Source organism: Microbacterium sp. STRO-1N, from assembly GCF_057748015.1.
The window spans coordinates 1,096,575-1,123,067 of the sequence record NZ_CM173234.1; the positions used below are offsets into that span (position 1 = coordinate 1,096,575).

General features: G+C 68.7%; 20 protein-coding genes. 15 read left to right on the forward strand and 5 right to left on the reverse strand.

The genetic code is table 11. The features are described 5' to 3' along the window. The first annotated feature begins 3 nt into the window (after positions 1–3). The 4 genes from AC3ANJ_RS05110 to AC3ANJ_RS05125 are packed head-to-tail and all read left to right on the forward strand — an operon-like array spanning position 4 to position 4,533. Positions 4–1,128, forward strand: coding sequence for a hypothetical protein (locus AC3ANJ_RS05110; protein WP_488318528.1), 1,125 nt, complete (start codon positions 4–6; stop codon positions 1,126–1,128). A gap of 14 nt (positions 1,129–1,142) precedes the next feature. Then, the gene (locus AC3ANJ_RS05115; protein ID WP_488318529.1) at positions 1,143–2,309 is read left to right on the forward strand and encodes a hypothetical protein; all 1,167 of its coding nucleotides are present in this window, start codon (positions 1,143–1,145) and stop codon (positions 2,307–2,309) included. Then, positions 2,306–3,457: a hypothetical protein gene (locus AC3ANJ_RS05120; RefSeq protein WP_488318530.1), complete on the forward strand. Its 1,152-nt coding sequence runs from the start codon at positions 2,306–2,308 to the stop codon at positions 3,455–3,457. The genes AC3ANJ_RS05115 and AC3ANJ_RS05120 overlap by 4 nt, the downstream gene beginning before the upstream one ends. Further along, entirely contained in the window at positions 3,454–4,533 is a 1,080-nt protein-coding gene (locus AC3ANJ_RS05125; protein WP_488318531.1) for a hypothetical protein, read from the forward strand. The genes AC3ANJ_RS05120 and AC3ANJ_RS05125 overlap by 4 nt, the downstream gene beginning before the upstream one ends. Positions 4,534–4,539: 6 nt before the next feature. On the opposite strand, the gene AC3ANJ_RS05130 is transcribed toward AC3ANJ_RS05125, so the two are convergent. Next, the gene (locus AC3ANJ_RS05130) at positions 4,540–5,799 is read right to left on the reverse strand and encodes a class I SAM-dependent methyltransferase (RefSeq protein ID WP_488318532.1); all 1,260 of its coding nucleotides are present in this window, start codon (positions 5,797–5,799) and stop codon (positions 4,540–4,542) included. Positions 5,800–5,958: 159 nt separating this feature from the next. Here AC3ANJ_RS05130 and groES point away from each other — a divergent pair, with 159 nt between their 5' ends. From groES to AC3ANJ_RS05145, 3 genes are all read left to right on the forward strand, one after another. Then, positions 5,959–6,255: a co-chaperone GroES gene (gene groES / locus AC3ANJ_RS05135; RefSeq protein ID WP_017203655.1), complete on the forward strand. Its 297-nt coding sequence runs from the start codon at positions 5,959–5,961 to the stop codon at positions 6,253–6,255. A 184-nt stretch (positions 6,256–6,439) separates the two neighbouring features. Further along, complete coding sequence (rarD, locus tag AC3ANJ_RS05140; RefSeq protein ID WP_488319232.1) at positions 6,440–7,327, forward strand: EamA family transporter RarD; 888 nt, start codon at positions 6,440–6,442, stop codon at positions 7,325–7,327. 134 nt (positions 7,328–7,461) lie between these two features. Beyond that, positions 7,462–8,718, forward strand: coding sequence for an ABC transporter substrate-binding protein (locus AC3ANJ_RS05145; protein ID WP_488318533.1), 1,257 nt, complete (start codon positions 7,462–7,464; stop codon positions 8,716–8,718). A gap of 156 nt (positions 8,719–8,874) precedes the next feature. Here the strand turns inward: AC3ANJ_RS05145 and AC3ANJ_RS05150 are convergent, their stop codons facing one another. Genes AC3ANJ_RS05150 through AC3ANJ_RS05165 form a run of 4 tightly spaced genes read right to left on the reverse strand, consistent with a single transcriptional unit; the run spans position 8,875 to position 12,957 of the window. Beyond that, positions 8,875–9,618 (reverse strand): ABC transporter ATP-binding protein, encoded by a 744-nt coding sequence (locus AC3ANJ_RS05150; RefSeq protein ID WP_406246320.1) that lies wholly within the window; start codon positions 9,616–9,618, stop codon positions 8,875–8,877. Further along, positions 9,615–10,616 carry an ABC transporter ATP-binding protein gene (locus AC3ANJ_RS05155; RefSeq protein WP_488318534.1) on the reverse strand — a complete coding sequence of 334 codons (1,002 nt, stop codon included), beginning with the start codon at positions 10,614–10,616 and terminating at the stop codon, positions 9,615–9,617. The genes AC3ANJ_RS05150 and AC3ANJ_RS05155 overlap by 4 nt, the downstream gene beginning before the upstream one ends. Beyond that, the gene (locus AC3ANJ_RS05160) at positions 10,606–11,583 is read right to left on the reverse strand and encodes a branched-chain amino acid ABC transporter permease (protein ID WP_406246316.1); all 978 of its coding nucleotides are present in this window, start codon (positions 11,581–11,583) and stop codon (positions 10,606–10,608) included. The genes AC3ANJ_RS05155 and AC3ANJ_RS05160 overlap by 11 nt, the downstream gene beginning before the upstream one ends. Before the next feature lie 3 nt (positions 11,584–11,586). Continuing rightward, positions 11,587–12,957 carry a branched-chain amino acid ABC transporter permease gene (locus AC3ANJ_RS05165; protein WP_488318535.1) on the reverse strand — a complete coding sequence of 457 codons (1,371 nt, stop codon included), beginning with the start codon at positions 12,955–12,957 and terminating at the stop codon, positions 11,587–11,589. A gap of 206 nt (positions 12,958–13,163) precedes the next feature. Here AC3ANJ_RS05165 and guaB point away from each other — a divergent pair, with 206 nt between their 5' ends. The 8 genes from guaB (at position 13,164) to AC3ANJ_RS05205 (ending at position 26,469) form a co-directional block, all read left to right on the forward strand. Further along, positions 13,164–14,666 (forward strand): IMP dehydrogenase, encoded by a 1,503-nt coding sequence (guaB, locus tag AC3ANJ_RS05170; protein WP_488318536.1) that lies wholly within the window; start codon positions 13,164–13,166, stop codon positions 14,664–14,666. Between the two features lie 98 nt (positions 14,667–14,764). Continuing rightward, positions 14,765–15,040, forward strand: a complete 276-nt coding sequence (locus tag AC3ANJ_RS05175) for a DUF2277 domain-containing protein (protein WP_406246311.1) — start codon at positions 14,765–14,767, stop codon at positions 15,038–15,040. 54 nt (positions 15,041–15,094) lie between these two features. After that, positions 15,095–16,453, forward strand: coding sequence for an MFS transporter (locus AC3ANJ_RS05180; protein WP_488318537.1), 1,359 nt, complete (start codon positions 15,095–15,097; stop codon positions 16,451–16,453). Beyond that, the gene (locus AC3ANJ_RS05185) at positions 16,450–17,907 is read left to right on the forward strand and encodes a pyridoxal phosphate-dependent decarboxylase family protein (RefSeq protein WP_488318538.1); all 1,458 of its coding nucleotides are present in this window, start codon (positions 16,450–16,452) and stop codon (positions 17,905–17,907) included. The genes AC3ANJ_RS05180 and AC3ANJ_RS05185 overlap by 4 nt, the downstream gene beginning before the upstream one ends. Positions 17,908–17,983: 76 nt before the next feature. Continuing rightward, positions 17,984–19,672 (forward strand): ABC-F family ATP-binding cassette domain-containing protein, encoded by a 1,689-nt coding sequence (locus tag AC3ANJ_RS05190; RefSeq protein WP_488318539.1) that lies wholly within the window; start codon positions 17,984–17,986, stop codon positions 19,670–19,672. A 49-nt stretch (positions 19,673–19,721) separates the two neighbouring features. Continuing rightward, entirely contained in the window at positions 19,722–20,840 is a 1,119-nt protein-coding gene (locus AC3ANJ_RS05195; protein WP_488319233.1) for a GuaB3 family IMP dehydrogenase-related protein, read from the forward strand. 55 nt (positions 20,841–20,895) lie between these two features. Then, entirely contained in the window at positions 20,896–21,651 is a 756-nt protein-coding gene (locus AC3ANJ_RS05200; RefSeq protein ID WP_488319234.1) for an SURF1 family protein, read from the forward strand. A 207-nt stretch (positions 21,652–21,858) separates the two neighbouring features. After that, on the forward strand, positions 21,859–26,469 hold the full coding sequence (locus AC3ANJ_RS05205) for an ExeM/NucH family extracellular endonuclease (protein ID WP_488318540.1): 4,611 nt from the start codon (positions 21,859–21,861) through the stop codon (positions 26,467–26,469). Positions 26,470–26,493: the final 24 nt, after the last annotated feature.

Sequence of the window (26,493 nt, forward strand, 5' to 3'; positions counted from 1 at the left end):
CGGATGCTGTCATCGGGGGAGACGGCGGAGCTGCGGGAACTGCAGCGCCGGGCGTACGCGCCCGGCGACGGCCTGTCCGCTGCGGAGGCGACGCGCCTGCATGAGCTCGAGGACAAACGGGTCATGGCGGCGGAGTCCGCCGCAGCCGAGCCGGAGTCCGTGCCTGCGACGTCCGTCACGGAGCCCGCGGCGGACGTCGTCAGCCCTGCGGATGCCGCCGGTCCCGAGGCGCCCGGCGTCGGCGCCGCGGAGGATGCTGGGATCACCGACCCCGCGCCGAGGGCGAAGCGGCGCTCTCCCTGGGTACCGCTCGCTGCCGGTGCGGCGCTGCTGCTCGTCGGACTCGGCGCCGGATGGGCGATCGCCGAATCCCTGCACACCCCGGCATCCGTCGCCGTCACCGCCGAACAGCAGGCGCGTGGCGAGCAGATCGCGCCGGAGGGGACGGACCCCGGGTCGCTCATCGCGCTGGGGGAGCGCGAGGGCGTGCTCGCGTGGTACGTGACGAAGAGTCAGGGCGCGCAGACGTGTCTCGTCCTGGACGGCGGAGGCGACGAGGTGGAGACGTCGTGCTCGCGGACGGATTCTCTGAGCTCGTATCCCGTCTCCGCGGCACTCGATATCGTCTCCGATGACGCGGGCGACTATATCGATGTGACGTTCGCCAGCCTCGCGTTCAGTCCTGATGGGCGCCCGGCGGTCTCGCTGAGCGGACACCGCAGCGTCGGCTCGACGACCGAACGCTACGCCAACGACGAGGAGCGCACCATCGCGGCGGATCTGCAGGACGCGGGGTACCGAGCCGACTCGCTCTACGTCGTCGGGTACTACGCCGGGCAGCCGATCTGGACGGCCGTGCGCGGCGCGGCCGAGTACTGTCTGCTCTATATCCAGCCCGACGGTACCCCGCTCGGCGATTGCGGGGAATTCGGGGATCTCGAGTCGGATCCGCTGACAGTCGAATTCGTCGCGTCCAGGGACGGCTCCGACTTCCACGTGAACGCGCAGCTGACCTCGTCGCCGCAGGTCTCGGAGTATCTGATGATCACGGAGACTCCGGTCAATGTCGCTGAAGTCGACGTCGACAGCGGCGCGATCGTCGACGATGCGACCGGCGACGCCGGGTGACGAGGGGGCCGACGGTGACGGACGGGGTGGACGACGGCGAGCTGCGTGAGCTGCGTGCGAAGGCGTACGGACCCGGCGGCGGATTGACGGATGCCGAGGCTCGGCGGCTCGCAGAGCTGGAAGCGCTGGTGCGCGGCACGACGCCGGCGTCCATACCACCGGCCGATTCCGCGGCAGGTGACGCAGCGGTGGACGACTCTGCATCCGTCCCGCAGCGGACGGACCCGCAGGGCTTCGGGACGGCGGGTGGTGACCGCCTCCGAACCGGGCCGGATGCCGTCGACGACCGGGATGCCGTCGACCTCGAAAGGGCCGGCGAACCCCGCGGTTCCGGGGAGTCGCCCGGACCTGCGAAGACCGGGCTCCGCGGCATCCTGAAGCGCCGGTGGTTCCCGTACGCGACGGTCGGACTCGCGCTGCTGATCGGATTCGGTGTCGGCTTCGCCGTGTTCGGTCAGGCGGTCCGGCAGTCGGTGGCGTTGTCGCTCGCGGCCGGTGCCGAGCGTGCCGAGCTGGAGACCGAGGGCGCCTACGACCCCGGCTCCATCACACCGCTCGATCAGGCGCACGGGGCGACGATCTGGCATGCGACGCGGCAGGACGGCGACACGCAGTGCCTGCTACTCACGGCCGGCGAGCGCAGCGAGGGCACCTGCATTCCGACGGAGCAGTTCGACGAGCAGGGGGCAGGACTGTACGCCGCGATCGCCCTGCCCGCCGACGAGGAGGGCGACACGAGCAGCCTCAACGTCAGCGTCGTTCGAGGGCTCGACGGTGATCTCGACGTGACGGCGCAGACCATGGTGTGGGGGCTGACCTGGGATTGGCGATCGCAGTACACCGAGGACGAACTCTCGATCATCGATCGGATCGAGCGGGAGACCGGCATCGGCGGCGAGAGTCTGCAGATCGTCGGGTACGACGGCGATCGGCCGATCTGGTTGGAGTACACAGATGCAGGCAAGTGCGTCATCGTCGCGGTCGCGGACGGCGTCGAGCGCGCCTGCACTCAGCACGCGGATGAGGACGTCACGCTGGAGGTCGCCGAGGAGGCCAGCGGCGTCACGCGCTATCACGTGGCGATTCCCAGTCTGCGCGGGCCGACGCTCACGATCGAGCGCGTTCCGGCGCCGGGTGTCGACGCAGAAATCGACGACAGGACGGGAGACGTGGAGCCGTGACCGAAGCGGATGCCGCGGAACTCGACGAGCTGCGCGCGAAGGCCTACGGCCCGGATGGTGCGATCTCGGATGCCGAGGCGCAGAGGCTCGTCGAGCTGCAGGCGCTGGCGCGCGGGACGAGGATACACGCGACGGAGACGCCGCCGACAGCGGACGCGGGCACCGATCCTGATGCGGCGGATGGCGCGGCGACGGCCATTCAGTCTTCTGCTCCAGAGACTTCCGAAAGTTCGACGGAAGACGAGCGGCTCCACGAGGAGTCGAACGTCACCGAGGCCGACGGCGACAGCGCCGCGGAACCGGACGCCGTCGCTCGCCCTGCGAGGGTTCGAGGCATCATCACACACCGTTGGTTCCCGTATGCGGCCCTTGGATTCGCGCTCCTGCTCGGGTTCGGCGTCGGCTTCGCCGTGTTCGGGCAGGAGGTCCTGCGCTCCGTGGCTCTGTCTCTCTCGGTCGGCGGCGAGCAGGCGGAACTGGAGGCGAAAGGCGAATACGACCCCGGCTCGATCACGCCGCTCGAACAGGTGCGGGAAGCGACGATCTGGCACGCCACGCGAGGCGACGGCGAGACGCAGTGCGTCCTCGTCACGGTCGAGGACCGTCACGAGCGGGCATGTACCCCGACGGTCGAATTCGACGAGCACGGGGCCGGTGTCTTCGCCGGGATCAGCCTCCCGGCCGACGAGGGAAGCGAAGCGGATGGTCTCAACGTGAACGTCATCCGCGCATTGGACGGCGATCTCGATGTCCAGGTGCAGATCTGGACCCCTGGAATGTGGGATTGGCGGTCGCGATACACAGAGGCTGAGCTCACGGTGATCGATCGGATCGAGCGCGAGACCGACGTCGCCGGGGAATCCCTCGAACTCATCGGCTACGACGGCGACCAGCCCATCTGGGTTGAGTACACCGGTGCGGGCGCGTGCATCGTCGCTGTGCTCATGGATGCGGTCGAGCGCGCCTGCGCGGATCATCCCAAGGATCCCGAGACCGCGACACTGGAGATCGAGGACGGCGACGGCTGGGTCACGACCTATCGCGTGAGCGCGCACGATCCGCATCCGGCGTCGCTCACGATCGAACGTATACCGGCACCAGGGTCCGACGGGGCAGGCGACGACACGACAGGAGACATCGAGCCGTGACCGAAGCGGATGCCGCGGAACTCGACGAGTTGCGCGCGAAGGCCTACGGCCCGGATGGTGCGCTCTCGGATGCCGAGGCGAAGAGGCTGCATGAACTGCAGGGCGCTGCGCGCGCGAAGGCTCCGGCTGACGACCTCGCGCCGGCGGCGGCGACGGCGCGTGAGCCGTTCGCCGCTGATGATGCGGACAGCGCACGAACCGGGGCAGAGGACGGTCGCGTCGAACCCGACGGCGTCGAGCCGAAGCGTCGTCGTCGACGCCGGCTCGTCACGGCAGCGGTGGTCGCGCTCGCAGTCCTCGTCGGGGTCGGCGTCGGCTGGGCCCTGGCTGCGGGAGCGAGGGGGGCGTCGATCGAGCTGAGCGTCCAGCAGCAGGGGTGGCAGGACGCGATCGCCGCGACGAGCGAATACGACGAGGGCTCGGTTCGCGCGCTCGCGGTCGACGACGTCGCGCAGATCAACGGGTACGAGAGCCCAGTGGCCTGGGCCGCGACGAGGGGCAACGGCGCAGAACTCTGCGTCATCGTCGGCGACGAGGAAGGCAACGCGGCGCACTGCGAGACCGAGTACGTCGCACGCCGGGATTCGCTGGCGGTGTCGTATCCGCGGGAAGACGGCGACACCGGGATCGTCAGGGTCGCGACGGCGCTCGCACTCGCGACGCCGGATGGAGAACTCGCCGGGCGCGTGACGACGACCTGGATCGGCCCGTCGGATGACGTCGTCGTCTCGGAGGATCTCCTCGTGCGGGACACCGTGCTGATCGCGCAGCACTATGCCACCCACGAGCTGGAGCTGATCGGCGCGTTCGATGACCACCCGGTCTGGCTCGCGACCGTGCCAGGAGCGCAGACCTGTCTGATCTTCGTCGGCGAGTTCGGCTCACCCATCGACACCTGCACCCCGACGCACGATCTGACGGACGAGCCGATGCGGATGAGCATCACCTCGCATGATGCGGCTGGGCACGACGGCAGCGGGGTGACGACCACATTCGAGCTCACGTTCGTCGGCGAGTCTTCGCGGCAGCTCGTGATCACACGCACCCCGGAGGACGAGACCCCTCCGGCTGGCTGACCCGCTTCAGACCCGGTCGGCGAGCACTGCGAGCCGCTGGTTCCCGACGCGCGCGAGCAGCAGGGTCGCGCTCTGCGTTCCGCTGAGCTTCAGCTTCTTCCGGAAGGCCGCCGGGTCGATGTCCATGCCGCGCTTCTTGATCTCGAGCGTCCCGATGTCCGCGTTCCGCAGCGCGGCATTGATCGCCTTGACATTCGCGGGCATCGACTCGCGCACCCGGAACGACTGCACGAACGGGCTCGTCACCGCGGCATCGCCCGTGAGATAGGCGATGTGCTCGTCCAGCATCCCGGCATCCAGGCTCCGGGCGACGTCTCCGATCAGGCGTGCGCGGATCACGGCGCCGTCCGGTTCGTGCACGAAGGCGCCGAGCGGGCGGACGTCGGCATCCTCGGCATCCGCTCCGGAGGTCAGCTCGTGTGATTCGTCGCCGCGGATCACGAGCGCCGCGCGCCGCACACCGGACCGCGCGAGTACGCCCGTCCACAGGACGAGCTCGACGACGCTGCCGTCGGCCGAGACCCACTGCGCCTCGGCATCCTCAGGGAGAGCGTCGCGATCGTGACCGGGGCCGAGTTTGATCCCGGTCGGGATGCGCGACGCGACGTCGAAGGCCCAGTCCAGCGACGGGGAGTAGTCGGATGCCGTGACACGGCGCGTCTCGCTGTGACCCGAGGTGCGGCGGGCCGGGTCCATCCAGATCGCCGTGCGCTCAGCGCGGAGATGTGCATCATCTTCGGAGGCATCCGCCGAGATCGTCCGAAGATGATGCACATCTCCGAAGATCGCGCTCACGGCATCCTCTGCTGTTCCGTGCGACACCGTGGCGTCCTCACCGAACGCCGCCAGGTTGTACGCGGCGATCGCCGCCGTGACCTCATCCGCGTCGACGGCGGTCACACTCAGCCCTGCGCCGGCAAACGCGAGGGCGTCTCCGCCGATGCCGCAGCCGAGATCCGCGACGTGTTGGATCCCCGCGGAACGCATGCGGCCGGCGTGCCGTGCCGCGACGCCGAGTCGTGTCGCCTGCTCGAGACCCGCCTGCGTGAACAGCATCCGCTCGGCGAACGGGCCGAACTTCGTCGTCGCCTTCGTGCGCAGCCGTGCCTGGCCGACGACGGCCGACACGAGCTCGGGGGAGTGGCCGGCGGCTCGCAGCCGAGAGACCGCCCTCGCGACATCGGTCGTGGACTCGATGCTCCCGACGTCGTCGAGCAGACGCAGTCCCTCGGGGGTGAGCAGGGCGGCGAGCTCGGTCATCTCCACCGGCTCAGCCTACGCGGCGGCTGTTCGCCGTCCGCGTTACGCCGCACTGGCACTCGCATTGCGTGAGTGCCAGCCGACGTCCTACACTGGCATTAGCACTCTCGGGTTGAGAGTGCGAACGAGTCTTTCGTGTCAGCGTCAAGAAAGAAGAGGTAGACCGTGTCGGTTTCCATCAAGCCGCTCGAGGACCGCATCGTCATCAAGCAGGTCGAGGCCGAGCAGACCACCGCGAGTGGACTGGTCATCCCCGACACCGCCAAGGAGAAGCCCCAGGAGGGCGAGGTCGTGGCCGTTGGCCCCGGCCGCATCGATGACAACGGCAACCGCGTCCCGCTCGACGTCGCCGTCGGCGACCGCGTGCTCTACAGCAAGTACGGCGGCACCGAGGTGAAGTTCGGCGCGGACGAGTTCCTCGTCCTGTCGGCACGCGACGTCCTCGCGGTCGTCGTGCGCTGATCTCAGCGTCCTTCGCTTCGAAGGCCCGGATGCTCACGCATCCGGGCCTTCGTGCATCTCCAGCCAGGGGCCGCCCGTTTCCTGCCAACGTCACCGCGGACGGGCCTCGCGCGTCCGAACCGCGCCGTAGGGTTGATCAGTGACCACGAAGACCACTCCCCGGACCGAACAGACCACCGGGGTGATGTACGCCCTCGGGGCCTACCTGCTCTGGGGGGTCCTCCCGCTGTACTTCCTCCTGCTGACGCCGACGGGCCCCTGGGAGATCGTCGCGTGGCGGGTGCTGTTCTCGCTCGTGTTCTGCGTGGTTCTGCTCGCGATCACACGCGGCTGGCAGCGGATCCTGGCCATCGTCCGCCAGCCGCGACTGCTCGGTCTCACGGCCCTCGCCGGCGTGCTCATCTACGTCAACTGGCAGGCGTTCCTCATCGGCACGCTGGACGACAAGGTCGTCGAGACATCACTGGGCTACTTCATCAACCCGATCACCACCGTGCTGCTCGGCGTCTTCATCCTGCACGAGCGGATGCGTCGGCTGCAGTGGGTCGCCGTCGGCATCGCGGCGCTCGCCGTGGCCGTGATCATCGTCGCGTACGGCTCGGTTCCGTGGATCGCGCTCACCCTCACGCTCTCGTTCGGCTTCTACGGGCTCATCAAGAAGAAGATCGGGCCGTCGGTGGATGCCGTCAGCGGACTGACCCTCGAATCCTTCTGGCTCATCCCCATCGCGGTCGTCCAGCTCGTCGCGGTCGGGATGACCACGGGTATCACGATCGGCGGCAACGGGGTCTGGCACACGGTGCTGCTCTGCTTCGCCGGGGTCGCGACGGCGGTCCCCCTGCTGCTGTTCGCATCGGGTGCCAGGCGCATCAACCTCACGGTCATCGGGATGATCCAGTTCATCACCCCGATCATGCAGTTCATCATCGGCGTCGCCATCCTGCACGAGCCGATGCCGACCGAGCGCTGGGTCGGCTTCATCCTGGTCTGGGTGGCCGTCGGCGTGTTCGTCGTCGACCTCATCCTCGCGGCGCGACGACACCGGCGCGTCCCGCCGGCAGAGCTGATCTGACCCTGCTCCGCAGCACCGTCATCAACGCGAAACAAGATCGTTAGCGCACCGATACCCGCCGGTGTCTGACCCGGTCATAGGGTTAGAGCACCCGAACGTGGTACCGCCATGTTCGCTGTTGTCGAAGGAGCAATATGAACGGTTTGCAGGGTTCGCGCCCCAAGCTGCTGGCAGGAATCGCACTGCTGGGAGCATCGGCGCTGGTCATCGCGGGTTGCAGCACCACCCCGCCCGCCCCCGAGTCGTCCGAGGCGACGAACGAGCGGCCCGAGAACGTCGATCTGTCGCTGACGCTGGGCTCGCTCCTGCCCGCGACGGGAACGCTGGCCTTCCTCGGCGCTCCCATGGAGGCAGGCGTCCAGCTCGCCGTCGAGCAGATCAACGAGGCGGATGCCGGCATCCAGGTCGAACTGGTCAGCGAAGACGAGGGAGACCTCGACAACAAGGCCTACGAGACCTCGATCACCAACCTCCAGAGCGCCGGAATCACCGCCATGGTCGGTGCCGCGTCCTCGAGTGTCACGAAGCTGATCCTGGACGGCAACGCCGGCGCAGGCATCCTCACCGTCTCGCCGTCGAACACGTCGCCGGACTTCTCCGGCATCAACGACCTCTACTTCCGCACGGCGCCGAGCGACCTGCTGCAGGGTGAGGTGCTGGGCAACCAGATCGCCGAGGACGGGCACAAGACGCTCGGCATCATCTACCAGAACGACCCGTACGGCACGGGTCTGTTCGAGGCCATCAAGTCGACGTTCGAGGCCACGGGCGGCGAGGTCGTCGCCGAGGCGTCCTACAACCAGGGCGACGGTCAGTTCAATGCACAGGTGCAGACGATCTCGGCCGAGAAGCCGGATGCCGTGGCTGTCGTCTCGTACGACCAGTTCGCGACCATCGCGCCGCTGCTGGGCAACGCGGGCGTCGACACCGGTTCGCTGTACCTCGTCGACGGCAACCTCAAGGACTGGCCGGACCTTCCCGTCAGCCTCGAGGGCTCGAAGGGCACCCGTGCCGGCGCCGAACTGCCGGACGACTTCATCGACCAGCTCAACGAGGTCTGGACCGCCGGTGGCAACGAGCCCATCGACGCGCTGACCTACTCGGCTGAGGCGTACGACGCCGCGACGCTCATCGCGCTGTCGGCCCTGTACGCCGTCTCCGTCGAGGGTGCCGACATCGCCGGCGCCATGCGCACGGTGTCCGGTGGCGAGGGCGAGGGCGAGGCGTGCACGAGCTTCGCCGAATGCGCCGAGATCATCAACGGCGGCGGAACGCCCGACTACAACGGCTACTCCGGTGACGTCACGTTCGACGAGAACAACGACCCGGCAGGCGCCGCCATCGGCGTCTACGAGTACGACGCAGAGAACGTGCAGACCCGCCTCAAGTAAGTCGCACACGAAAGGGCTCCGGATGCCTCGGCATCCGGAGCCCTTTTCGTGCGCTGGGGAAATTGGACTCGGGACGGGGGAGGGGGCGCGTGTGGTCGCCTCGTGAGTCGGGACGCGACCATACGCGCCACCTCTCGGCGGGGCGCGGGCGCTGACCTATGCGGCGTCGGTGCCCAGCGTGCCGAGGTACAGGCCGATGACCTTGGGGTCGTTCAGCAGGTCGCGCCCGGAGCCCTCGTACGCGTCGCGTCCCTGGTCGAGGACGTACCCGCGGTCGCAGATCTGGAGGCAGCGTCGGGCGTTCTGCTCGACCATGATCGTCGTCACGCCGGCCTTGTTGATGTCGGAGACACGGATGAACGCGTCATCCTGACGCACCGGCGAAAGACCGGCGGACGGCTCGTCCAGCAGCAGCACCGCCGGGTCCATCATCAGGGCGCGCGACATCGCGACCATCTGGCGTTCGCCGCCCGACAGCGATCCGGCACGCTGCTTGAGGCGCTTGCCGAGCTCGGCGAAGATGCCGGTGACGAACTCCAGGCGGGCCGCGAAGATCTTGGGGTTCTGGTAAAGCCCCATCTGCAGGTTCTCCTCGATCGTCAGTGAGGGGAACACGTTGTTCGTCTGCGGGACGAACCCGACGCCGCGGGCGACGAGCTTGTCGGCCTTCAGGCCGAGGATGCTCTCGCCGTTGACGGTGACGTCGCCCTGGCGGACCTGCACCATGCCGAAGATCGCCTTCAGCAGCGTCGACTTGCCGGCGCCGTTGGGGCCGATGATGCCGATGAGCTCACCCTTGCGGGCGACGAGATTCGCGCCGTTGAGGATGTTCACACCCGGGAGGTATCCGGCGTGCACGTCCGTCAGCTCGACGACGACGTCTCGGGTGTCCTCGGTCATGGCTTCTCCTCCTGCGCGTCGTCGGACGCGGCGAAATCGGCTTCGAGCTCGGCCTCTGCCTCTGCCTCGATCTGCTCGCGCAGACGCAGGGCGGCAGTCTCCGTCACCACGGGCATGCGCCCGGTGACCGTCCCGAGATCGACATCCTGGTGGGCGCCGAGATAGGCATCCACGACGGCGGGGTCGTCCATCACCTGATCGGGCGGGCCCTCGGCCACCACGCGGCCCTCGGCCATCACCACCACCCAGTCGGCGATGTGGCGGACCATGTGCATGTCGTGCTCGACGAACAGCACCGTCATGCCGAGGTCCTTGAGGCTGAGGATGTGCTCGAGCAGCGACTGGGTCAGCGCCGGGTTGACGCCGGCCATCGGTTCATCGAGCATCACCAGCGTCGGATCGCTCATCAGGGCGCGCGCCATTTCGAGCAGCTTGCGCTGACCACCGGACAGCGATGCTGCGAAGTCCTTCTCCTTGGCATCCAGCTTGAAGCGGGTGAGCAGATCGCGTGCGCGCTTCTCGATCTCCGCCTCCTGGTCACGCCAGAGGAAGGGGAACAGGCTCGCCCAGAATCCCTCGCCGCGCTGATGAGGGGCGCCGAGCTTCATGTTCTCGAGCACCGTCAGCAGCGACAGCGACTTGGTGAGCTGGAACGTGCGCACCTGCCCCATCTGTGCGACCTTGAACGACGGGACGCCGGAGAGGTTCTTGCCGTCGAACGACCACGTACCCGAGTTCGGCTTGTCGAACCCGCAGAGCAGGTTGAACAGCGTCGTCTTGCCGGCGCCGTTCGGGCCGATGAGCGCCGTGATCGCCCCACGCGGGATCTCGATGTGGTCCACATCGACGGCGGTCAGACCGCCGAAGCGGCGTGTCACGCCGTCGGCGACGAGGATCGGGTCGACCTTCGCGACGCCTGGGGCTGCCGGTCCCTTCGCGAGGCCGGTCGTCTTCGCACGCGGCGTGGCCGGCCGTGCGGGATTCGATTCACTTGACAAAGGTCATCTCCCTCTTGTTTCCGAGGATGCCCTGCGGCCGGAAGATCACGATCAGCATCAGCACGACGCCGATCAGGATGTACCGCACCATGTCGGCCTGGGCTGCGGTCATCGGCAGCAGTCCGGCGTCCGCCATCGCCGGAAGCAGGCTTCCGAGGAAGGCGAAGACGACCCAGAACAGCACAGCGCCGAGCGTCGGGCCGAGCACGGTCGCCGCTCCGCCGAGGAGCAGGATGGTCCACAGGAAGAACGTCAGCGACGTCGAGTAGCTGCCGGGGATCACAGCCGACGGCAGCACGAACACGATGCCGCCGAGGGCACCGAGGACGCCGCCGACGACGAGCGCCTGCATCTTGTACGCGAACACGTTCTTGCCGAGCGAGCGCACGGCGTCCTCATCCTCGCGGATGCCCTTGACCACGCGACCCCACGGGCTGCGCATGAGCGCCCAGACGAGCAGCACCGCGATCGCGAGCATGATGAGCCCGAACACGCGCACCCACAGGTCGTTCGCGTTGTAGGTCCACGGGCCGAAGCCGTACGTCCCCGGCGGGAACGGGTTGATATCGCGGAAGCTCTGGTGATAGCCGGACAGTCCGCCCGCCGAGTTGGTCCAGCCCTTGAAGAGCTCGGTGAGGAACAGGAGGCGCACGACCTCGGCCGCCGCGATCGTCGCGATGGCGAGGTAGTCGGCGCGCAGGCGGAGCGTCGGGATGCCGAGGATCAGGGCGAAACCCGCACCGGCGATGAGCCCGATCAGCATGCCGATCCACCACGGCACGCCGAAGGTGAGGATCGAGATCGCGTAACCGTAGCCGCCGACCGCCATGAAGGCCGCCATACCGAAGTTCAGCAGGCCGGTGTAGCCGAAGTGGACCGCCAAGCCGGTCGCCGCCAGCGCGTACGCCATCGTGGTGGGGCTGAACAGATAGGCGGCGGTGTTGCCGAAGATGTTGCCGAAGTCCATGCGTCAGCCCAACCTTTCCTTGCGGCCGAGCAGGCCCTGAGGCCGTACCAGCAGGATCACGATCAGTGCGACCAGCGCGGTGGCGTACTTCAGGTCGCTCGGGACGCCGAGCAGCGTCGACACTTCGACGGCCAGACCCACGATGATCGAGCCGATGAGCGCGCCGATGGCGGATCCGAGTCCGCCGAGCGTGATGGCGCAGAAGATGAGCAGCAGCATCTGCATGCCCATGTCCCACTTCACACCGGGCCGGAAGTACGCCCACAGGATGCCCGAGATCGCAGCCAGGACGCCCGCGAGGATCCACACGATGCGGATCACCTTGTCGACGTCGATGCCGGATGCCGCGGCCAGCTGCGGGTTGTCCGAGATCGCTCGGGTGGCCTTTCCGACCCTGGTGCGGGTCAGGAAGAACGCGACTCCGAGGATGACGAGCAGGCTCACGCCCATCCCGATCATGTCGATGTACGACAGCGAGATGGGGCCGAGCTTGATCGGCGTGGGGCTCGAACCGGGCAGCTGGTAGGTGCCGCCGCCGATCATGTACTGCAGCGCGTAGCGCAGGGCCAGTGAGAGGCCGATGCTCACGATCATGAGCTGTACGACGCCGAGGCCTCGTCGTCTGAGCGGGCGCCAGAGCCCGGCATCCAACCCCCAGCCGAGCAGTCCGCCGGCGATGACGGCGGCGATGATGCCCAGCCACATCGGCAGCTGCCAGAACGAGGTGACCAGCAGCGCGACGACCGCGCCCCAGGTCACCATCTCGCCGTGTGCGAAGTTCGACAGCTTCGTCGTGCCGTAGATGAGCGCCGCGCCCATGGAGGCGAGCCCGAGCAGCAGACCGAAGTTCAGGCCGCCGACCGTCCGGGACAGCAACTGGTCGATGAACGAGGTGGTCTCGCGCACACCCTCGCCGAGGAACAGGTTGACGATCTTGGTTCCGGTGAGTCCGAACTCGACCTCGAACGATGCCGTGGTCCCTGAGATCGGCTGCATGCCCTCGGGCAATTGCGCCGCGTCGACGATCACGCCGTCGGGGAGGGTGTCCTCGTCGACGGTCAGCACGTACGTCGCGGCCTCGGGGACGTAGAGACGCCACCGGCCCTCGGCATCCGTCTCGGTGTCTGCTTCGAAGCCGTCGCCCTCCACCGACATGGTGACGTCGGGGACGGGCTCGTCGTCGAAGGTGATGACACCGGCGAGATAGAAGTCGGTGACCTCCTGCCCGTCGTCGGTCTCCTCCGCGGATGCCGAAGAAACGGCAGAGGCGGGCGACGGCGGTTGGAGGGCCAGGAAGGCGAAAGCGAGAAGCGTCCCGACCAGGGCGATCGCCCATCGGATTCCGCTCCGCTTCGCCGAGATCGTCGGACTCACAGAACCTCCCGTCCAGTACACAGGCCAAGACGGAGTTGTGCATCGGCCCTGATGTACGACGGTATGAGCGTAGTGTGTCGATTCTGTTTCGGCCAATGCACGATCTGCTCACGATCTGCGCTCGCGCGCGGGAATAGCACGTGCGCCTGCGGCGCTTAGAATTGGTACACCCGCGCAGCGCCCCGCCACCCCCAGGAGGATCATCCATGGACCAGCACGACCCGTTCGGTTTCGTCGGCCTCACTTACGACGACGTGCTGCTCCTGCCGGGGCACACCGACGTCATCCCGAGCGAGGCGGACACCTCGTCGCGCATCTCGCGCCGCATCTCGGTCGCGACCCCGCTGCTCTCGAGCGCCATGGACACCGTCACCGAGTCGCGCATGGCGATCGCGATGGCGCGGGAGGGCGGCATCGGCATCCTGCACCGCAACCTGTCCATCGCCGACCAGGCCGCGCACGTCGACCGCGTCAAGCGCAGCGAGTCGGGCATGATCACCGACCCGATCACGACGACGCCCGACGCGACCGTCGAAGAGGTCGACGCGCTGTGCGCGAAGTACCGCATCTCGGGTCTTCCGGTGGTCGACCCCGACGGCAAGCTCGTCGGCATCATCACGAACCGCGACATGCGCTTCGTCTCCGGCTTCGAGCGCCAGACCACGTTCGTGAAGGACGTCATGACCAGCGAGGGGCTCGTCACCGCCCCGGTCGGTGTGGCCGCAGGTGAGGTCATCGCTCTGTTCGCGAAGCACCGCGTCGAGAAGCTGCCGCTCATCGACGAGAACGGCAAGCTCGCTGGCCTCATCACGATCAAGGACTTCGACAAGAGCGAGAAGTACCCGCTCGCCACCAAGGACGAGCAGGGGCGTCTGCGCGTCGGCGCGGCGATGGGCTTCTTCGGTGACGCGTGGGAGCGCGCTGAGGCGCTGCGGGACGCCGGGGTCGACGTGCTCGTGGTCGACACGGCCAACGGGCAGTCGCAGGGCGTCATCGATCTGATCCGTCGCCTCAAGGCGGACGCGTCCTTCGAGCACATCGACATCATCGGCGGCAACGTCGCGACCCGCGAAGGCGCCCAGGCGCTGGTGGACGCCGGAGCCGACGCCGTCAAGGTCGGCGTCGGACCCGGATCGATCTGCACCACGCGCGTCGTCGCCGGCGTCGGCGTCCCGCAGGTCACGGCGGTCTACGAGGCGTCGCTGGCGGCACGCCCTGCCGGGATCCCGGTGATCGCCGACGGTGGTCTGCAGTACTCGGGCGACATCGCGAAGGCGCTCGTCGCCGGTGCGGATGCCGTCATGCTCGGTTCGCTCCTCGCCGGCACCGACGAGTCGCCGGGCGAGATCGTCTTCCAGAGCGGCAAGCAGTTCAAGCAGTACCGCGGAATGGGCTCGCTGGGTGCCATGCAGACCCGCGGCAAGCAGACCTCGTACTCCAAGGACCGCTACTTCCAGGCGGATGTCCCGAGTGACGACAAGCTGATCCCCGAGGGCATCGAGGGGCAGGTCCCGTACCGCGGCCCGGTGTCGGCTGTGGCGTACCAGCTCATCGGCGGCCTGCGTCAGTCGATGTTCTACGTGGGCGCGCGCACGATCGAAGAACTCAAGACGCGCGGCAAGTTCGTCCGCATCACGGCTGCCGGACTCAAGGAGTCGCACCCGCACGACGTGCAGATTGTCGTCGAGGCCCCGAACTACAAGAAGTAGACGGTATGACGAGGGGGACGGATGCCGCGGCATCCGTCCCCCTCGTCGTGTGAGATCGCCTCTTCCCTCGCGTCGGGGGTGCGGCGTAGCGTGCCGGTATGTGCCGAAACATCCACACTCTCCACAATTTCGAACCGGCCGCGAGCTCTGACGAAGTGCAGGCGGCGGCGCTGCAGTACGTGCGCAAGATCGCCGGGACGACGAAGCCGTCCAAGGCGAACCAGGAGGCGTTCGATCGTGCCGTCGCCGAGGTCGCGCACATCACGCAGCACCTGCTCGACGACCTCGTCGCCACGACCCCGCCGAAGAACCGCGAAGAGGAGGCCGAGAAGAAGCGCGCTCGCGCGATCGCGTCGGGGCGGTACGCCGCCTGAGGGCGCGATCGCTCTGTCCGAACCGCGCCAGCACCGCCCCACTAGAGTGAGCGCATGGATTCACCGGGGAGTTCGGCGCTGACCAGGAGCCAGGTCGCCCGATACGCGATCGGGTCGCTCGGCACCGGCGGGTTCGCCACTCTGCCGGGTCTCGTCCTCGTCTACTACCTCACCGATTCTCTCGGCGTCGCGGCACTCGCGGCCGGAGCGATCGTGACAGCGGCGAAGATCTGGGACGTTCTGATCGACCCCGTGATCGGCGGGCTCAGCGATCGGTCCTACGCGCAGGCCGGGTCGAGGCGGCGCTTCATGATCCTCGGGGGCATCGGCCTGCCGATCGCGTTCGTGCTGACCTTCGCGGTGCCCGGCGGACTGGGGCCGCTGCCGTCCGCCCTGTGGGTGCTCGTCGCCTTCATGCTCGCCGCGACCTGCTTCAGCCTGTTCCAGGTGCCGTACATCGCCCTGCCTGCCGAGTTGACCGACAGCTATCGCGAACGCACCCGCCTGCTCAGCTGGCGCGTGGTGGTGCTGACCGTCGCGATCCTGTTGTTCGGTGCCGGTGGCCCAGAACTGCGCGGGCTGTTCCCCGACGACCCGCTGCGCGGATACCTCGTGATGGCGCTCGTCGCGGGAGTCGTACTGGCCGCCGGGATGCTGGTGTCGGCGTCGGTCGCCCCGCAACGCCCTCCGCTGCCGGTCGTCGCCGGAATGTCCATCGGTGCGCACTACCGCGCCGGCATCCGCGTGCTGCGCGAGAGCCAGCCGTTCCGCGCGCTGCTGATCACGTTCATGCTGCAGGGGTTGGCGACCGGCCTCATGCTGGCAGGCGCCCAGTTCGTCGCGCGCTGGATCCTGAAGGACGAGGGTGCGGTGACACCGCTGTTCGCCTCGCTGATTGCGCCGGCGCTGCTGATGGCACCGGTCTGGAAGCGCATCGCCGATCGCGTCGGCAAGGAACGCGCGTTCCGGCTCGCGAGCCTGGTCTTCCTGCTCGCGACGCTCGTGCTCGTGGCCATGACCTGGCTCCCGGGGTGGTGGATCCTCGCCCCCGTCGCGCTCGCCGGAGCGGCGTACGCGGGCATGCAGACGCTGCCGATGGCGATGCTCCCCGACGTCATCGCCGTCGACCGATCCGCGCACGACGGCGCGAACCGCTCCGGCGTCTTCAGCGGAGTCTGGACGGCGGGGGAGACCACGGGCATGGCGCTCGGCGCGACCGTGCTGTCGCTCGTCCTCGCCGTCACCGGTTACCTCGAGTCCACCGCAGGGGTCGCGGTCGAGCAGCCTGCCGCCGCCATCGCAGGCATCGCGGTGTCCTTCAGCATCCTGCCCGCCGCGCTGATGGCGCTGAGTCTCGTCGCGCTGTCGCGCTATCGGCTGCGCGAGCGCGACATCGCGGGGACGCAGGCGTGAGCGGCAGCATCCTCGGCCGCCTGCGCGAGCTGCGCGCGGCCGACGCGCCGACGCACGGCGGGCATGTGCTCGCCTATGTCTACGATTCCGGGATGCCGGAGCTGGACGAGCTGGCGGATGCCGCGGCATCCCTCGCCCGGCCGGTGAACGGGCTGGACCCCACCGTCTTCCCGTCGGTCGCGGCGATGGAGCGCGACCTCATCGGCTTCGTGCGGCGAGCAGTGCACGGCCGACGCGACGTCGTCGGCTCCGTGACCAGCGGCGGAACGGAGAGCTGCCTTCTCGCGGTGAAGACGGCGCGCGATCTGTGGCGCGCAGAGCATCCGGATGCCGTGGCGCGCGGAACGCGTCCGCGGCTGCTCGCTCCTGCGACCGCCCACGCGGCGTTCCAGAAGGCGGCGCGGCTGTTCGACCTGGACTTCGATCCGGTGCCGTGCGGGCCGGACGGCGCGGTCGCGGCGGACGACCTGATCGTCCGGATGGCGGAGGATGCGGCGCTGGTGGTCGTGTCGGCCCCGGCGTACCCGTCCGGCGCGCTCGATCCGATCCGCGCGGTCGCCGCGGCGGCGAAGAAGCTCGGCATCCGGTGTCACGTCGATGCCTGTTTCGGGGGACTGGTGCTGCCGTGGTGGAGCGATGTGCCGGAATGGGACTTCCGCCTTCCCGGTGTGACGAGCCTGTCGGCTGATCTGCATAAATTCGGATACGCGCCCAAAGGCGTCTCGGTGCTGCTGCATCGTGGCCGCCGCCAGCATCGGGCGCAGTTCTTCGCCACGACGCGCTGGCCCGGCTACCCGGTCGTCAACCCGACGCTGCTCGGGTCGAGATCCGCGTCGTCGCTGGCGGCGGCATGGGCCATCGTCCAGCGGCTGGGCGATGAGGGCTTCGCGGACCTGACCGCGTCGATCGCGCGGGTCGCCGCGGGAATCCGTGACGAGGTCGAGCGCATACCGGGACTCGTGGTGATGGGCGATCCGGTGGGCCCTGCGATCACGCTGGTCGCGGACGTCGACGTGCCGTCAGAGCACCGGGTGGATCCGCACAGACTCGCCGATGAACTGGCGCGTCGGGGCTGGCGCATTCAGCACCAGCCCGGATTCGTGCAGTCGGACGGAACGCGAATTCCGCGCAGCGCGCATCTCACGCTGACACCCGTGCTCGAGCGGAGCGTCACGCATTTCCGGCGCGCACTCGGACAGTCAGCCGATGCCGTACGCGGGCGTCGCGCCGCCGATGGGCGCCTCCTGGCCGGAGCCGTACGCGCACTCGGGTACGGCTCCGATCGCGTGCCGGGGCCTGCGGCATCCTGGCGCCTGCTGCGAGTCGCCGGCGCAGGCCGGGTCGCACCGGACCAGCCGATGGCGACGCTGATGGCGCTGATCGAGGAGCTGCCGGCGCCGGTGGCCGAGGCGCTGCTCTCCGAACTGCTGGCACGGATGTCCGAGCCGCGCTGACCCAGATCGCCCCGGATGCTGATAGCCTGGTCGGCTTACTTCACGACGGGTGCGGTGGGCGGAAGGACGACCCACCGTGGGCTACATCGATGTCTCGGCGATCTCGCTGACCCTGCCGGATGGCAGGCCCCTCCTCGACGAGGTGACGTTCCGCGTCGGAGCCGGCTCGACGAGCGCGCTGATCGGCCCGAACGGCGCGGGCAAGACGACGTTGCTGCGGATCATCCGCGGTGACGCGGCAGCCGACTCCGGCGCCGTCACGATCGACGGCGGCCTCGGTGTCATGGACCAGTTCGTCGGACACGGCGAGCCGGGGCAGACGGTGCAGGAGCTGCTGATCCGCGTCGCTCCCCGCCGCATCCGAGCCGCGGCCGAGACGCTCGACGCCGCAGAGAACGCGCTGATCGAGCGCGATGAGCACGACACGCAGATGGCGTACGCCGCGGCGATCGCCGAGTACGCGGATGCGGGTGGATACGAGCACGAGACGGTGTGGGATCAGTGCACCGTCGCCGCCCTCGGCGTGCCGTACGAACGCGCGAGGTACCGGGAGCTGGTCACGCTGTCGGGCGGCGAGCAGAAGAGGCTCGCCCTCGAGGCGCTGCTGCGGGGTCCCGACGACGTGCTGCTGCTGGACGAGCCGGACAACTATCTGGACGTTCCGGCCAAGCGCTGGCTCGAGGAGCAGCTGCGCCAGACCCCCAAGACGGTGCTGCTCGTCTCGCACGACCGCGAGCTGCTCGCGCGCGCAGCGGACCGGATCGTCACGCTCGAGCCCGGTGGCGCCGGTGCCACCGCGTGGGTGCACGGCGGCGGGTTCGCGACGTATCACCAGGCCCGCGAGGACCGGATGGACCGCCTGGACGAGCTGCGACGTCGCTGGGATGAGCAGCACGAGAAGCTGCGCACTCTCGTCGCGACGCTCAAGGTGAAGGCCGAGGCGAACGACGGCTTCGCATCGCGCTATCGGGCGGCGCAGACGAGACTGCGCAAGTTCGAGGAGGCCGGCCCGCCCGAGGAGCGTCCGCCGGCGCAGGATTTCGACATGCGCCTGCGTGGTGCGAGGACGGGCAAGCGCGCCGTGGTCGCCGAGCGCCTGGAGCTCACCGGCCTGATGCGCCCGTTCGACGCCGAGATCTGGTTCGGCGACCGTATCGGCGTGCTCGGATCCAACGGCTCGGGCAAATCCCATTTCCTCCGACTGCTCGCCGCGGGCGGAACCGACCCCGATCCGACTCTGGGACACGTGACGTCGACGGGCGAGTCGGTCGCGCCGGTGCCGCACTCCGGGCGAGCTGTTCTGGGTGCCAGGGTCGTACCAGGGCTGTTCGCGCAGACGCACGCGCATCCGGAGTTCGCCGGGCGCACGCTGCTGGAGATCCTGCATCGCGGTGACGATCGTCGGGCCGGAATGCCGCGGGATGCCGCGAGCAGCGCCCTGGACCGCTACGGCCTCGTCCGGCAGGCTCAGCAAGGCTTCGACTCGCTCTCCGGTGGACAGCAGGCGCGGTTTCAGGTGCTGCTGATCGAGCTCTCGGGTGCGACGCTGCTGCTGCTGGACGAACCGACCGACAACCTGGACCTGGAGTCCGCCGAGGCGCTCGAGGACGCGCTGACGCGCTTCGACGGCACGGTGCTCGCGGTCACTCACGACCGCTGGTTCGCGCGATCGTTCGACCGGTTCCTCGTGTTCGGGTCGGACGGCGAGGTCTACGCGGCCGACGAGCCGGTCTGGGACGAGCGCCGTGTGGTGCGCGCCCGCTGATCAGGGGAAGGGCACCGCGTCGGGGTCCGGGTAGGCTGGACGGGTGAGCATGGACATCGAACTCGGCCGAGGCAAGCGCGCACGTCGCGCGTACACGTTCGACGACATCGCGGTGGTGCCCTCACGGCGCACACGCAACCCCGAGGACGTCTCGACGGCGTGGACGATCGACGCCTACGGGTTCGACATCCCCGTGCTCGGCGCGCCGATGGACTCGGTCGTGAGCCCGGCGACCGCGATCACGCTGGGACAGCTCGGCGGCCTCGGCGTGCTCGACCTCGAGGGTCTGTGGACCCGATATGAGAACCCGGAGCCGCTGCTCGCCGAGATCGCGGGGCTCGCCCCCGCAGAGGCGACGCGGCGCATGCAGCAGCTGTACAGCGAGCCCATCAAGCCTGAGCTGATCAAGGCGCGGCTCGCCGAGATCCGCGCCGGTGGCGTCACCGTCGCCGGATCCCTCACGCCGCAGCGCACCCAGGAGCTGTACGAGACGGTCGTCGCGGCCGGCGTCGACCTGTTCGTGATCCGCGGCACGACGGTGTCGGCCGAGCACGTCTCCAGCGCCGCCGAGCCCCTGAACCTGAAGAAGTTCATCTACGACCTCGACGTCCCGGTGATCGTCGGCGGCGCAGCGACCTACACCGCGGCTCTGCACCTCATGCGCACCGGTGCCGCCGGTGTGCTCGTCGGCTTCGGCGGGGGAGCGGCGTCGACGACGCGTGCGACCCTCGGCATCCACGCGCCGATGGCGACCGCTGTCTCGGATGTCGCCGCCGCACGTCGGGACTACCTCGATGAGTCCGGTGGACGCTACGTGCACGTGATCGCCGACGGCGGCGTCGGTACCTCGGGCGACGTCGTCAAGGCGCTCGCGATGGGGGCGGATGCCGTCATGCTCGGCGTCGCTCTGGCCCGCGCGACCGATGCGCCAGGCCGCGGCTTCCACTGGGGTCCGGAGGCGCACCACGCCAAGCTTCCGCGTGGTCGCCGCGTGGCCGTCGATGCGATCGCGCCGCTGGAGGAGATCCTCTTCGGCCCCGCACCCGTGGCCGATGGCACGGCGAACCTCATCGGCGCTCTGCGCAAGTCCATGGCGACGACCGGCTACTCCGACCTCAAGGAGTTCCAGCGCGTCGAGGTCGTGCTCGCTCCGTACGAGCAGGGCTGAGCATCCGCCTGCCGTGACCACACCAGAGATCTTCCCGCCGACGCTGCGCGAGGTGATGCTGCGTCGGCGATGGATCGGCGTGCTCGCCCTCTGTCTGCTCGTCGCAGGGGTCTTCGCCTTCCTCGGACAGTGGCAGCTCGGACGGGCGATCCAGACCGACCCGCCTCCTGCGGGCGTCACGGAGCAGTTCCGCGCGCTGGATGACGTCGTCGTCCCCGGCGAATACCTCCCCGAGCCGTACGTCGGTCAGCGCACCGAAGCCACCGGCACGTGGATCGGCGGCGACTTCCTCGTCGTCTCGTCGCGGTTCAACGACGACGTCGAGGGCTACTGGGTCACCGGGCAGTTGCGGGTCGCGGACGGCGTGTCGATCGCGGTCGCGCTGGGCTGGGCGCAGGAGCGGGACGACGCGGATGCCGCGGCCCTCGCTCTCGAACAGACCGCCGCGGGTGCCGAGGCCACCGTCAGCGGGCGCCTCATCTCCGACGAGGGCGTGCAGGTCCCCCCGGTCGACGACCCGCAGCGCATGGACCGGATGTCTCCCGCGGCCCTGTTGAACCTCTGGCACGACGCGGATCGGCTCGCGGTCTATCGCCCGTACCTCGCCGGCTTCGAGGCTCCTGCCGGGCTCGTCGACATCTCGTCTCCGGCGCCGGACGAGCTGTCGCCGGTCAACTGGTTGAACGTGTTCTACGCGGCCGAGTGGGCGGTCTTCGCCGGCTTCGCCTTCTACATCTGGTACCGCCTCGCGAAGGATGCCTGGGAGCGCGAGGTCGAGGACTTCGAGGATGCCGCGGCCGCGGCATCCTGACCGATCCCGCGCGCATCTGCGCGTGCTCTGGTGCGCATCTGAGCGTTACTGAGGCGATTGCGTGAGCAGACGATGACGATTCGGCGAACACCGTTGCTCGTGTCCCCGGCCATCCGTATGCTCCCGATTATGTGTGTGCGCTGAGAGCGTCCACGGGCGGCGGTTTCACGAGGACCGACGCACGACCCGATCGAGGAGACAGCAACGATGATGCCAGCCCCCGATGCCGCGAGCCGCACGGTTCCGGCGTCCTTCCGCAGGGGGCGCGTCAGCGTCCTCGCCGTGACCTGCGTCGCCGCCCTCGGCGCCGGCGCACTCGTCGCGTCACCCGCCTCAGCGAACACGACCGAAACAGGGGTCGTCATCAATGAGGCGTACCTGTCCGGCGGCAGCGCCGGCGCGCTGTTCACGAACAAGTTCGTCGAGCTCTACAACCCGACGTCCGAACCAGTGACCCTCGATGGGCTGTCGCTGCAGTACCGCTCGGCGACCGGAACCGCGGGCTTCAACGGCGTCGTTCCGCTCTCCGGCGCGATCCCGGCCGGCGGCCACTACCTGGTCCAGGGCGGCAGCAACGGCGCGAACGGGCAGGCGTTGCCGACTCCGGATGCCGTCGGCAACCTGAACCCGAGCGGCACCAACGGAACGCTCGCCCTCGTCGAGGGCACAGCGGCCGTGACCCTGACACCCGGATCGATCACCTCCGTCGACGGTGTCATCGACCTGCTCGGCTACGGCACCTCGAACACGTTCGAGACGGTCGCCGCGACGTCGCCGACCGGGAACACCGACGTCAGGTCGCTGAACCGCACGGATGCCGTCGACACCGACGACAACAGCGCCGACTTCACGCTGTCCGCGACGATCACGCCGCAGAACTCCGGCACCACCGAGCCGGAGGAGCCCGAGGAGCCGACCGCGGTCTCGATCGCCGAGGTGCAGGGCCAGGGCGACGTGTCGCCGCTGAACGGCCAGAACGTCACCGTCGAAGGCGTCGTCACGGGCGACTACCGCACCGGCGGATACAAGGGCATCTCGATCCAGACCCAGGGCTCCGGCGGCGACGCCGACGCGACGCCCGGCGTCTCGGACGGCGTCTTCGTGTTCCTGAACGCGCTGGCACCGACGCTCGCGATCGGGGACCTCGTCTCCGTCACCGGCACGGTCAGCGAGTACTACGGCCAGACGCAGATCAGCCCGGCAGCTGTCTCGGACGTGGCCGTCGTCACCGCCGGCGCAGGGCTTCCGGCTCTGACTCCGCTCGCCGACACTGTGACCGGAGCCGACCGCGAGGCCTACGAGAACATGCTCGTCGCGCCGACCGGCTCATACCTGGTCGCCTCCAGCCACCAGCTGTACAACTACGGCACGCTGTGGCTGAACCCCGGTGAGCTGAACGTCAAGAGCACCGAGACCACCAGGCCGGGCGACGCGGCGAACGCGATCGCCGCCGAGAACCGTGCCGAGCGCATCCTGCTCGATGACGGATGGTCGTCGCAGGTCACGAGCAACGCCCACCCGGGCGAGCAGCCGTACTTCACGGCCGACACGGTGGTGCGCAACGGCGACGCGGTCGAGTTCGCGGATGCCGGTCACGTGCTGCAGTACGGCTTCGACGATTGGCGGCTGCAGTCCGTCGTCCCGATCGACGACGCGAGCGATGCGGCCTACAAGGCCGGCTTCACCGCGCAGAACCCGCGTACGGACGCCGCCCCCGAGGTCGGTGGAGACGTGCAGGTCGGAGCCTTCAACGTCTACAACTACTTCACGACGCTGTCGAGCGAGAACCCGGATGCCCGGGGCGCCGAGACGGCCGAGGAGTTCGCGGTCCAGAAGTCGAAGATCGTCACGGCGATCAACGCGCTGGGCGCGGATGTCGTGTCGCTGATGGAGATCGAGAACTCGATCCACTTCGGCAAGCCGGCCGATTCGGCGCTCGCGGATCTCGTCGATGGACTCAACGCCGATGCCGGCTCAGAGGTGTGGGCCTATGTGCCGACGCCGGCCGCGCTGCTGGAGACCGACACCGACGTCATCACGAACGCGATCATCTACAAGAAGGACGCTGTGACGCCGGTGGGCGACAGCGCCACCATCGTCGACGAGACGGTGTGGGACAACGCCCGCGAGCCGATCGCGCAGACCTTCGATGCGGACGGCAAGCTCGTCTCGGTTGTCGCGAACCACTTCAAGTCGAAGTCTCCGCCGTCCGGCGGTGGCGCGGAGCCGGCTGATGGGCAGGGCTTCTTCAACGCCGACCGTGTCGCGCAGGCGCAGTCGCTTCTCGCCTTCACGGAGACGCTCGCGCAGACCAGTGGCAGCGACGACATCCTGCTGCTCGGCGACTTCAACGCCTATGGCCAGGAGGACCCGATCGACGTCTTCGCCCAGGCCGGCTGGACCGACCTGGTTCCCGCGAAGGCGGCGGGGCAGTACACCTACACGTTCGACGGCGAGCTCGGCTCTCTCGACCACGCGATCGCGTCCCCGTCGCTGACGGAGTCCGTGACCGGCACCGGCGTGTGGGGGATCAACTCGCCGGAGTGGAGCGATCGCGGCTACGCGTTCGGCGCCGCCGAATCGGGCACGCCCTTCCGGTCCAGCGATCACGACCCGGTCATCGTCGGCATCTCGAGCGAGATCCCGCCGGTATCGATCGACATCGTCACGATCAACGACTTCCACGGTCGGATCGAAGCCGATGGCAAGGCTGCCGGCGCTGCAGTGCTCGCGGGAGCCGTGCAGCAGCAGCGCGAAGCGAACCCGAACACCGTGTTCGCCGCCGCCGGCGACCTGATCGGCGCATCGACGTTCACCTCGTTCATCCAGGACGACAACCCGACGATCGACGCGCTCAACGCCGCAGGGCTCGATGTCAGTGCGGCGGGCAACCACGAGTTCGACCAGGGCTGGGAGGACCTCGAGGGCCGCGTGCAGGACCGCGCGGACTGGGAGTACATCAGTTCCAACGTCTTCGTGACGGAGACGGGCGAACCGGCGCTCGCCCCCTCGTGGGTGACCGAGCTCGACGGCGTCGCGGTGGGCTTCATCGGAGCCGTCACCGAGGAACTCGATTCCCTCGTGTCCCCGGACGGCATCGCGGATCTCGAGGTGCGCAGCATCGTCGACTCCGTCAACGACGTCGCTGCCGACCTCACCGATGGTGAAGCGGGCAACGGCGAGGCCGACGTGCTGATCCTCCTCGTGCACGAGGGCGCGACCAGTGCGGACGTCGCCAGCATCACGCCGGAATCCGCGCTCGGCGAGATCGTCGCCGGCGTGGACGACAGCGTGAGCGCGATCGTCTCGGCGCACACCCACCTCGCATACAACCACGTGATCGACGGACGACCCGTCGTCTCGGCCGGTCAGTACGGCGAGAATTTCGGCCTGATGAACCTTCAGGTGGATGCCGAGTCGAAGGAGCTCATCTCGATCACCAACGAGATCAAGCCGCTCACGAAGGATGGCGTGGCGCTGTACCCGGCGGTGACCGAAGTGCAGTCGATCGTCGATGCGGCCAAGGCCGAAGCCGACGTGCTCGGTGCCGAGAAGGTCGGCGAGATCACGGCGGACTTCAACCGCGCGCGCCAGACCAATGGCTCCGAGAACCGCGGTGGCGAGTCGACGATCGGCAATTTCGTGGCCGATGTCCAGAAGTGGGCCACCGGCGCGGATGTCGCACTGATGAACCCCGGGGGCATCCGCGCCAACCTCGCATACGCGAGTGCCGGCGCGGCGGATCCTGACGGCAATGTGACGTTCCGCGAGGCGGCGACGGTGCAGCCGTTCGCCAACACGCTCGTCACACTGGATCTCACGGGAGCCCAGCTCAAGAGCGTGCTCGAGGAGCAGTGGCAGCCCGCGGGGGCGAGCCGTCCATTCCTGAAGCTCGGCGTGTCCGAGGGGCTGGTGTACACCTACGACCCGACGGCCGCTGTCGGCGAACGCATCACGTCGATCACGCTCGACGGCACGCCCATCGACCCTGCGGCGACGTATCTGGTGGCGGCGAACTCATTCCTGGCGGCCGGTGGAGACAACTTCTTCACTCTGGCTGACGGAGCGAACAAGGCGGATACCGGGAAGATCGACCTCTCGTCGATGGTGGAGTGGTTCGATGCGAACGCAACAGCCACGCCCGACCTCGCGCAGCGCGCGGTGGGTGTCGCGCTGAGCGCCGCGGATGCCGACGGCTACAGCGCCGGCGACGAGGTGACGATCGCTCTCTCCTCGCTGAACTTCAGCGCCGGTGAGGCGAACGGCTCCGAGGTGACGGCATCGCTGGGCGAGACCGTGCTCTCCTCGGGCCAGATCGACCCGACGATCATCGACACGACCGACGAGGTCGGCCGCGCGAGCCTGACGTTCACGGTGCCGGACGGCGTGTTCGGTGAGCAGTCGCTCACCGTCGCCGTCGCCGGCACGGGGACGACGGTCCAGGTGCCGTTCACGATCGCAGGTTCCGAGCCGGTGGAGTTCGCCGGAACCATCGAGGTGCCCAAGAAGGTCTCGGCAGGCAAGACGCTCAGCGTCGCCGGCGCCGACTTCGAGCCGGGCGAGACGGTCACCATCCGGTTGCAGCCCAAGAAGGGTGCCGCCATCGACCTCGGCGAGGTCGTGGTCGGCGAGGACGGCACGTTCCAGGCATCCGTCACGGTGCCGAAGAACACCCACCCCGGCAAGCACACCGTCCAGGTGTCGCAGGCCGACGGCGACACCGCCACGGCGACTGTCACCGTCAACCGCGGTGGTGGCAAGGGCGCGGTGCGCGACATCCTGGAATCGATCTGGGATCTGATCACGGGCTGGTTCTGATCCGCTGAATCGCGAAGGAGGCCG

Coding starts and splice junctions, on each gene's coding strand:
- AC3ANJ_RS05110 (WP_488318528.1), top strand. CDS start 4: ATGCTGTCATCGGGGGAGACGGCGGAGCTGCGGGAACTGCAGCGCCGG.
- rarD (WP_488319232.1), top strand. CDS start 6,440: ATGTACGCCCTCGGGGCCTACCTGCTCTGGGGGGTCCTCCCGCTGTAC.
- AC3ANJ_RS05145 (WP_488318533.1), top strand. CDS start 7,462: ATGAACGGTTTGCAGGGTTCGCGCCCCAAGCTGCTGGCAGGAATCGCA.
- AC3ANJ_RS05150 (WP_406246320.1), bottom strand. CDS start 9,618: ATGACCGAGGACACCCGAGACGTCGTCGTCGAGCTGACGGACGTGCAC.
- AC3ANJ_RS05160 (WP_406246316.1), bottom strand. CDS start 11,583: ATGGACTTCGGCAACATCTTCGGCAACACCGCCGCCTATCTGTTCAGC.
- guaB (WP_488318536.1), top strand. CDS start 13,164: ATGGACCAGCACGACCCGTTCGGTTTCGTCGGCCTCACTTACGACGAC.
- AC3ANJ_RS05175 (WP_406246311.1), top strand. CDS start 14,765: ATGTGCCGAAACATCCACACTCTCCACAATTTCGAACCGGCCGCGAGC.
- AC3ANJ_RS05180 (WP_488318537.1), top strand. CDS start 15,095: ATGGATTCACCGGGGAGTTCGGCGCTGACCAGGAGCCAGGTCGCCCGA.
- AC3ANJ_RS05195 (WP_488319233.1), top strand. CDS start 19,722: ATGGACATCGAACTCGGCCGAGGCAAGCGCGCACGTCGCGCGTACACG.
- AC3ANJ_RS05200 (WP_488319234.1), top strand. CDS start 20,896: ATGCTGCGTCGGCGATGGATCGGCGTGCTCGCCCTCTGTCTGCTCGTC.
- AC3ANJ_RS05205 (WP_488318540.1), top strand. CDS start 21,859: ATGATGCCAGCCCCCGATGCCGCGAGCCGCACGGTTCCGGCGTCCTTC.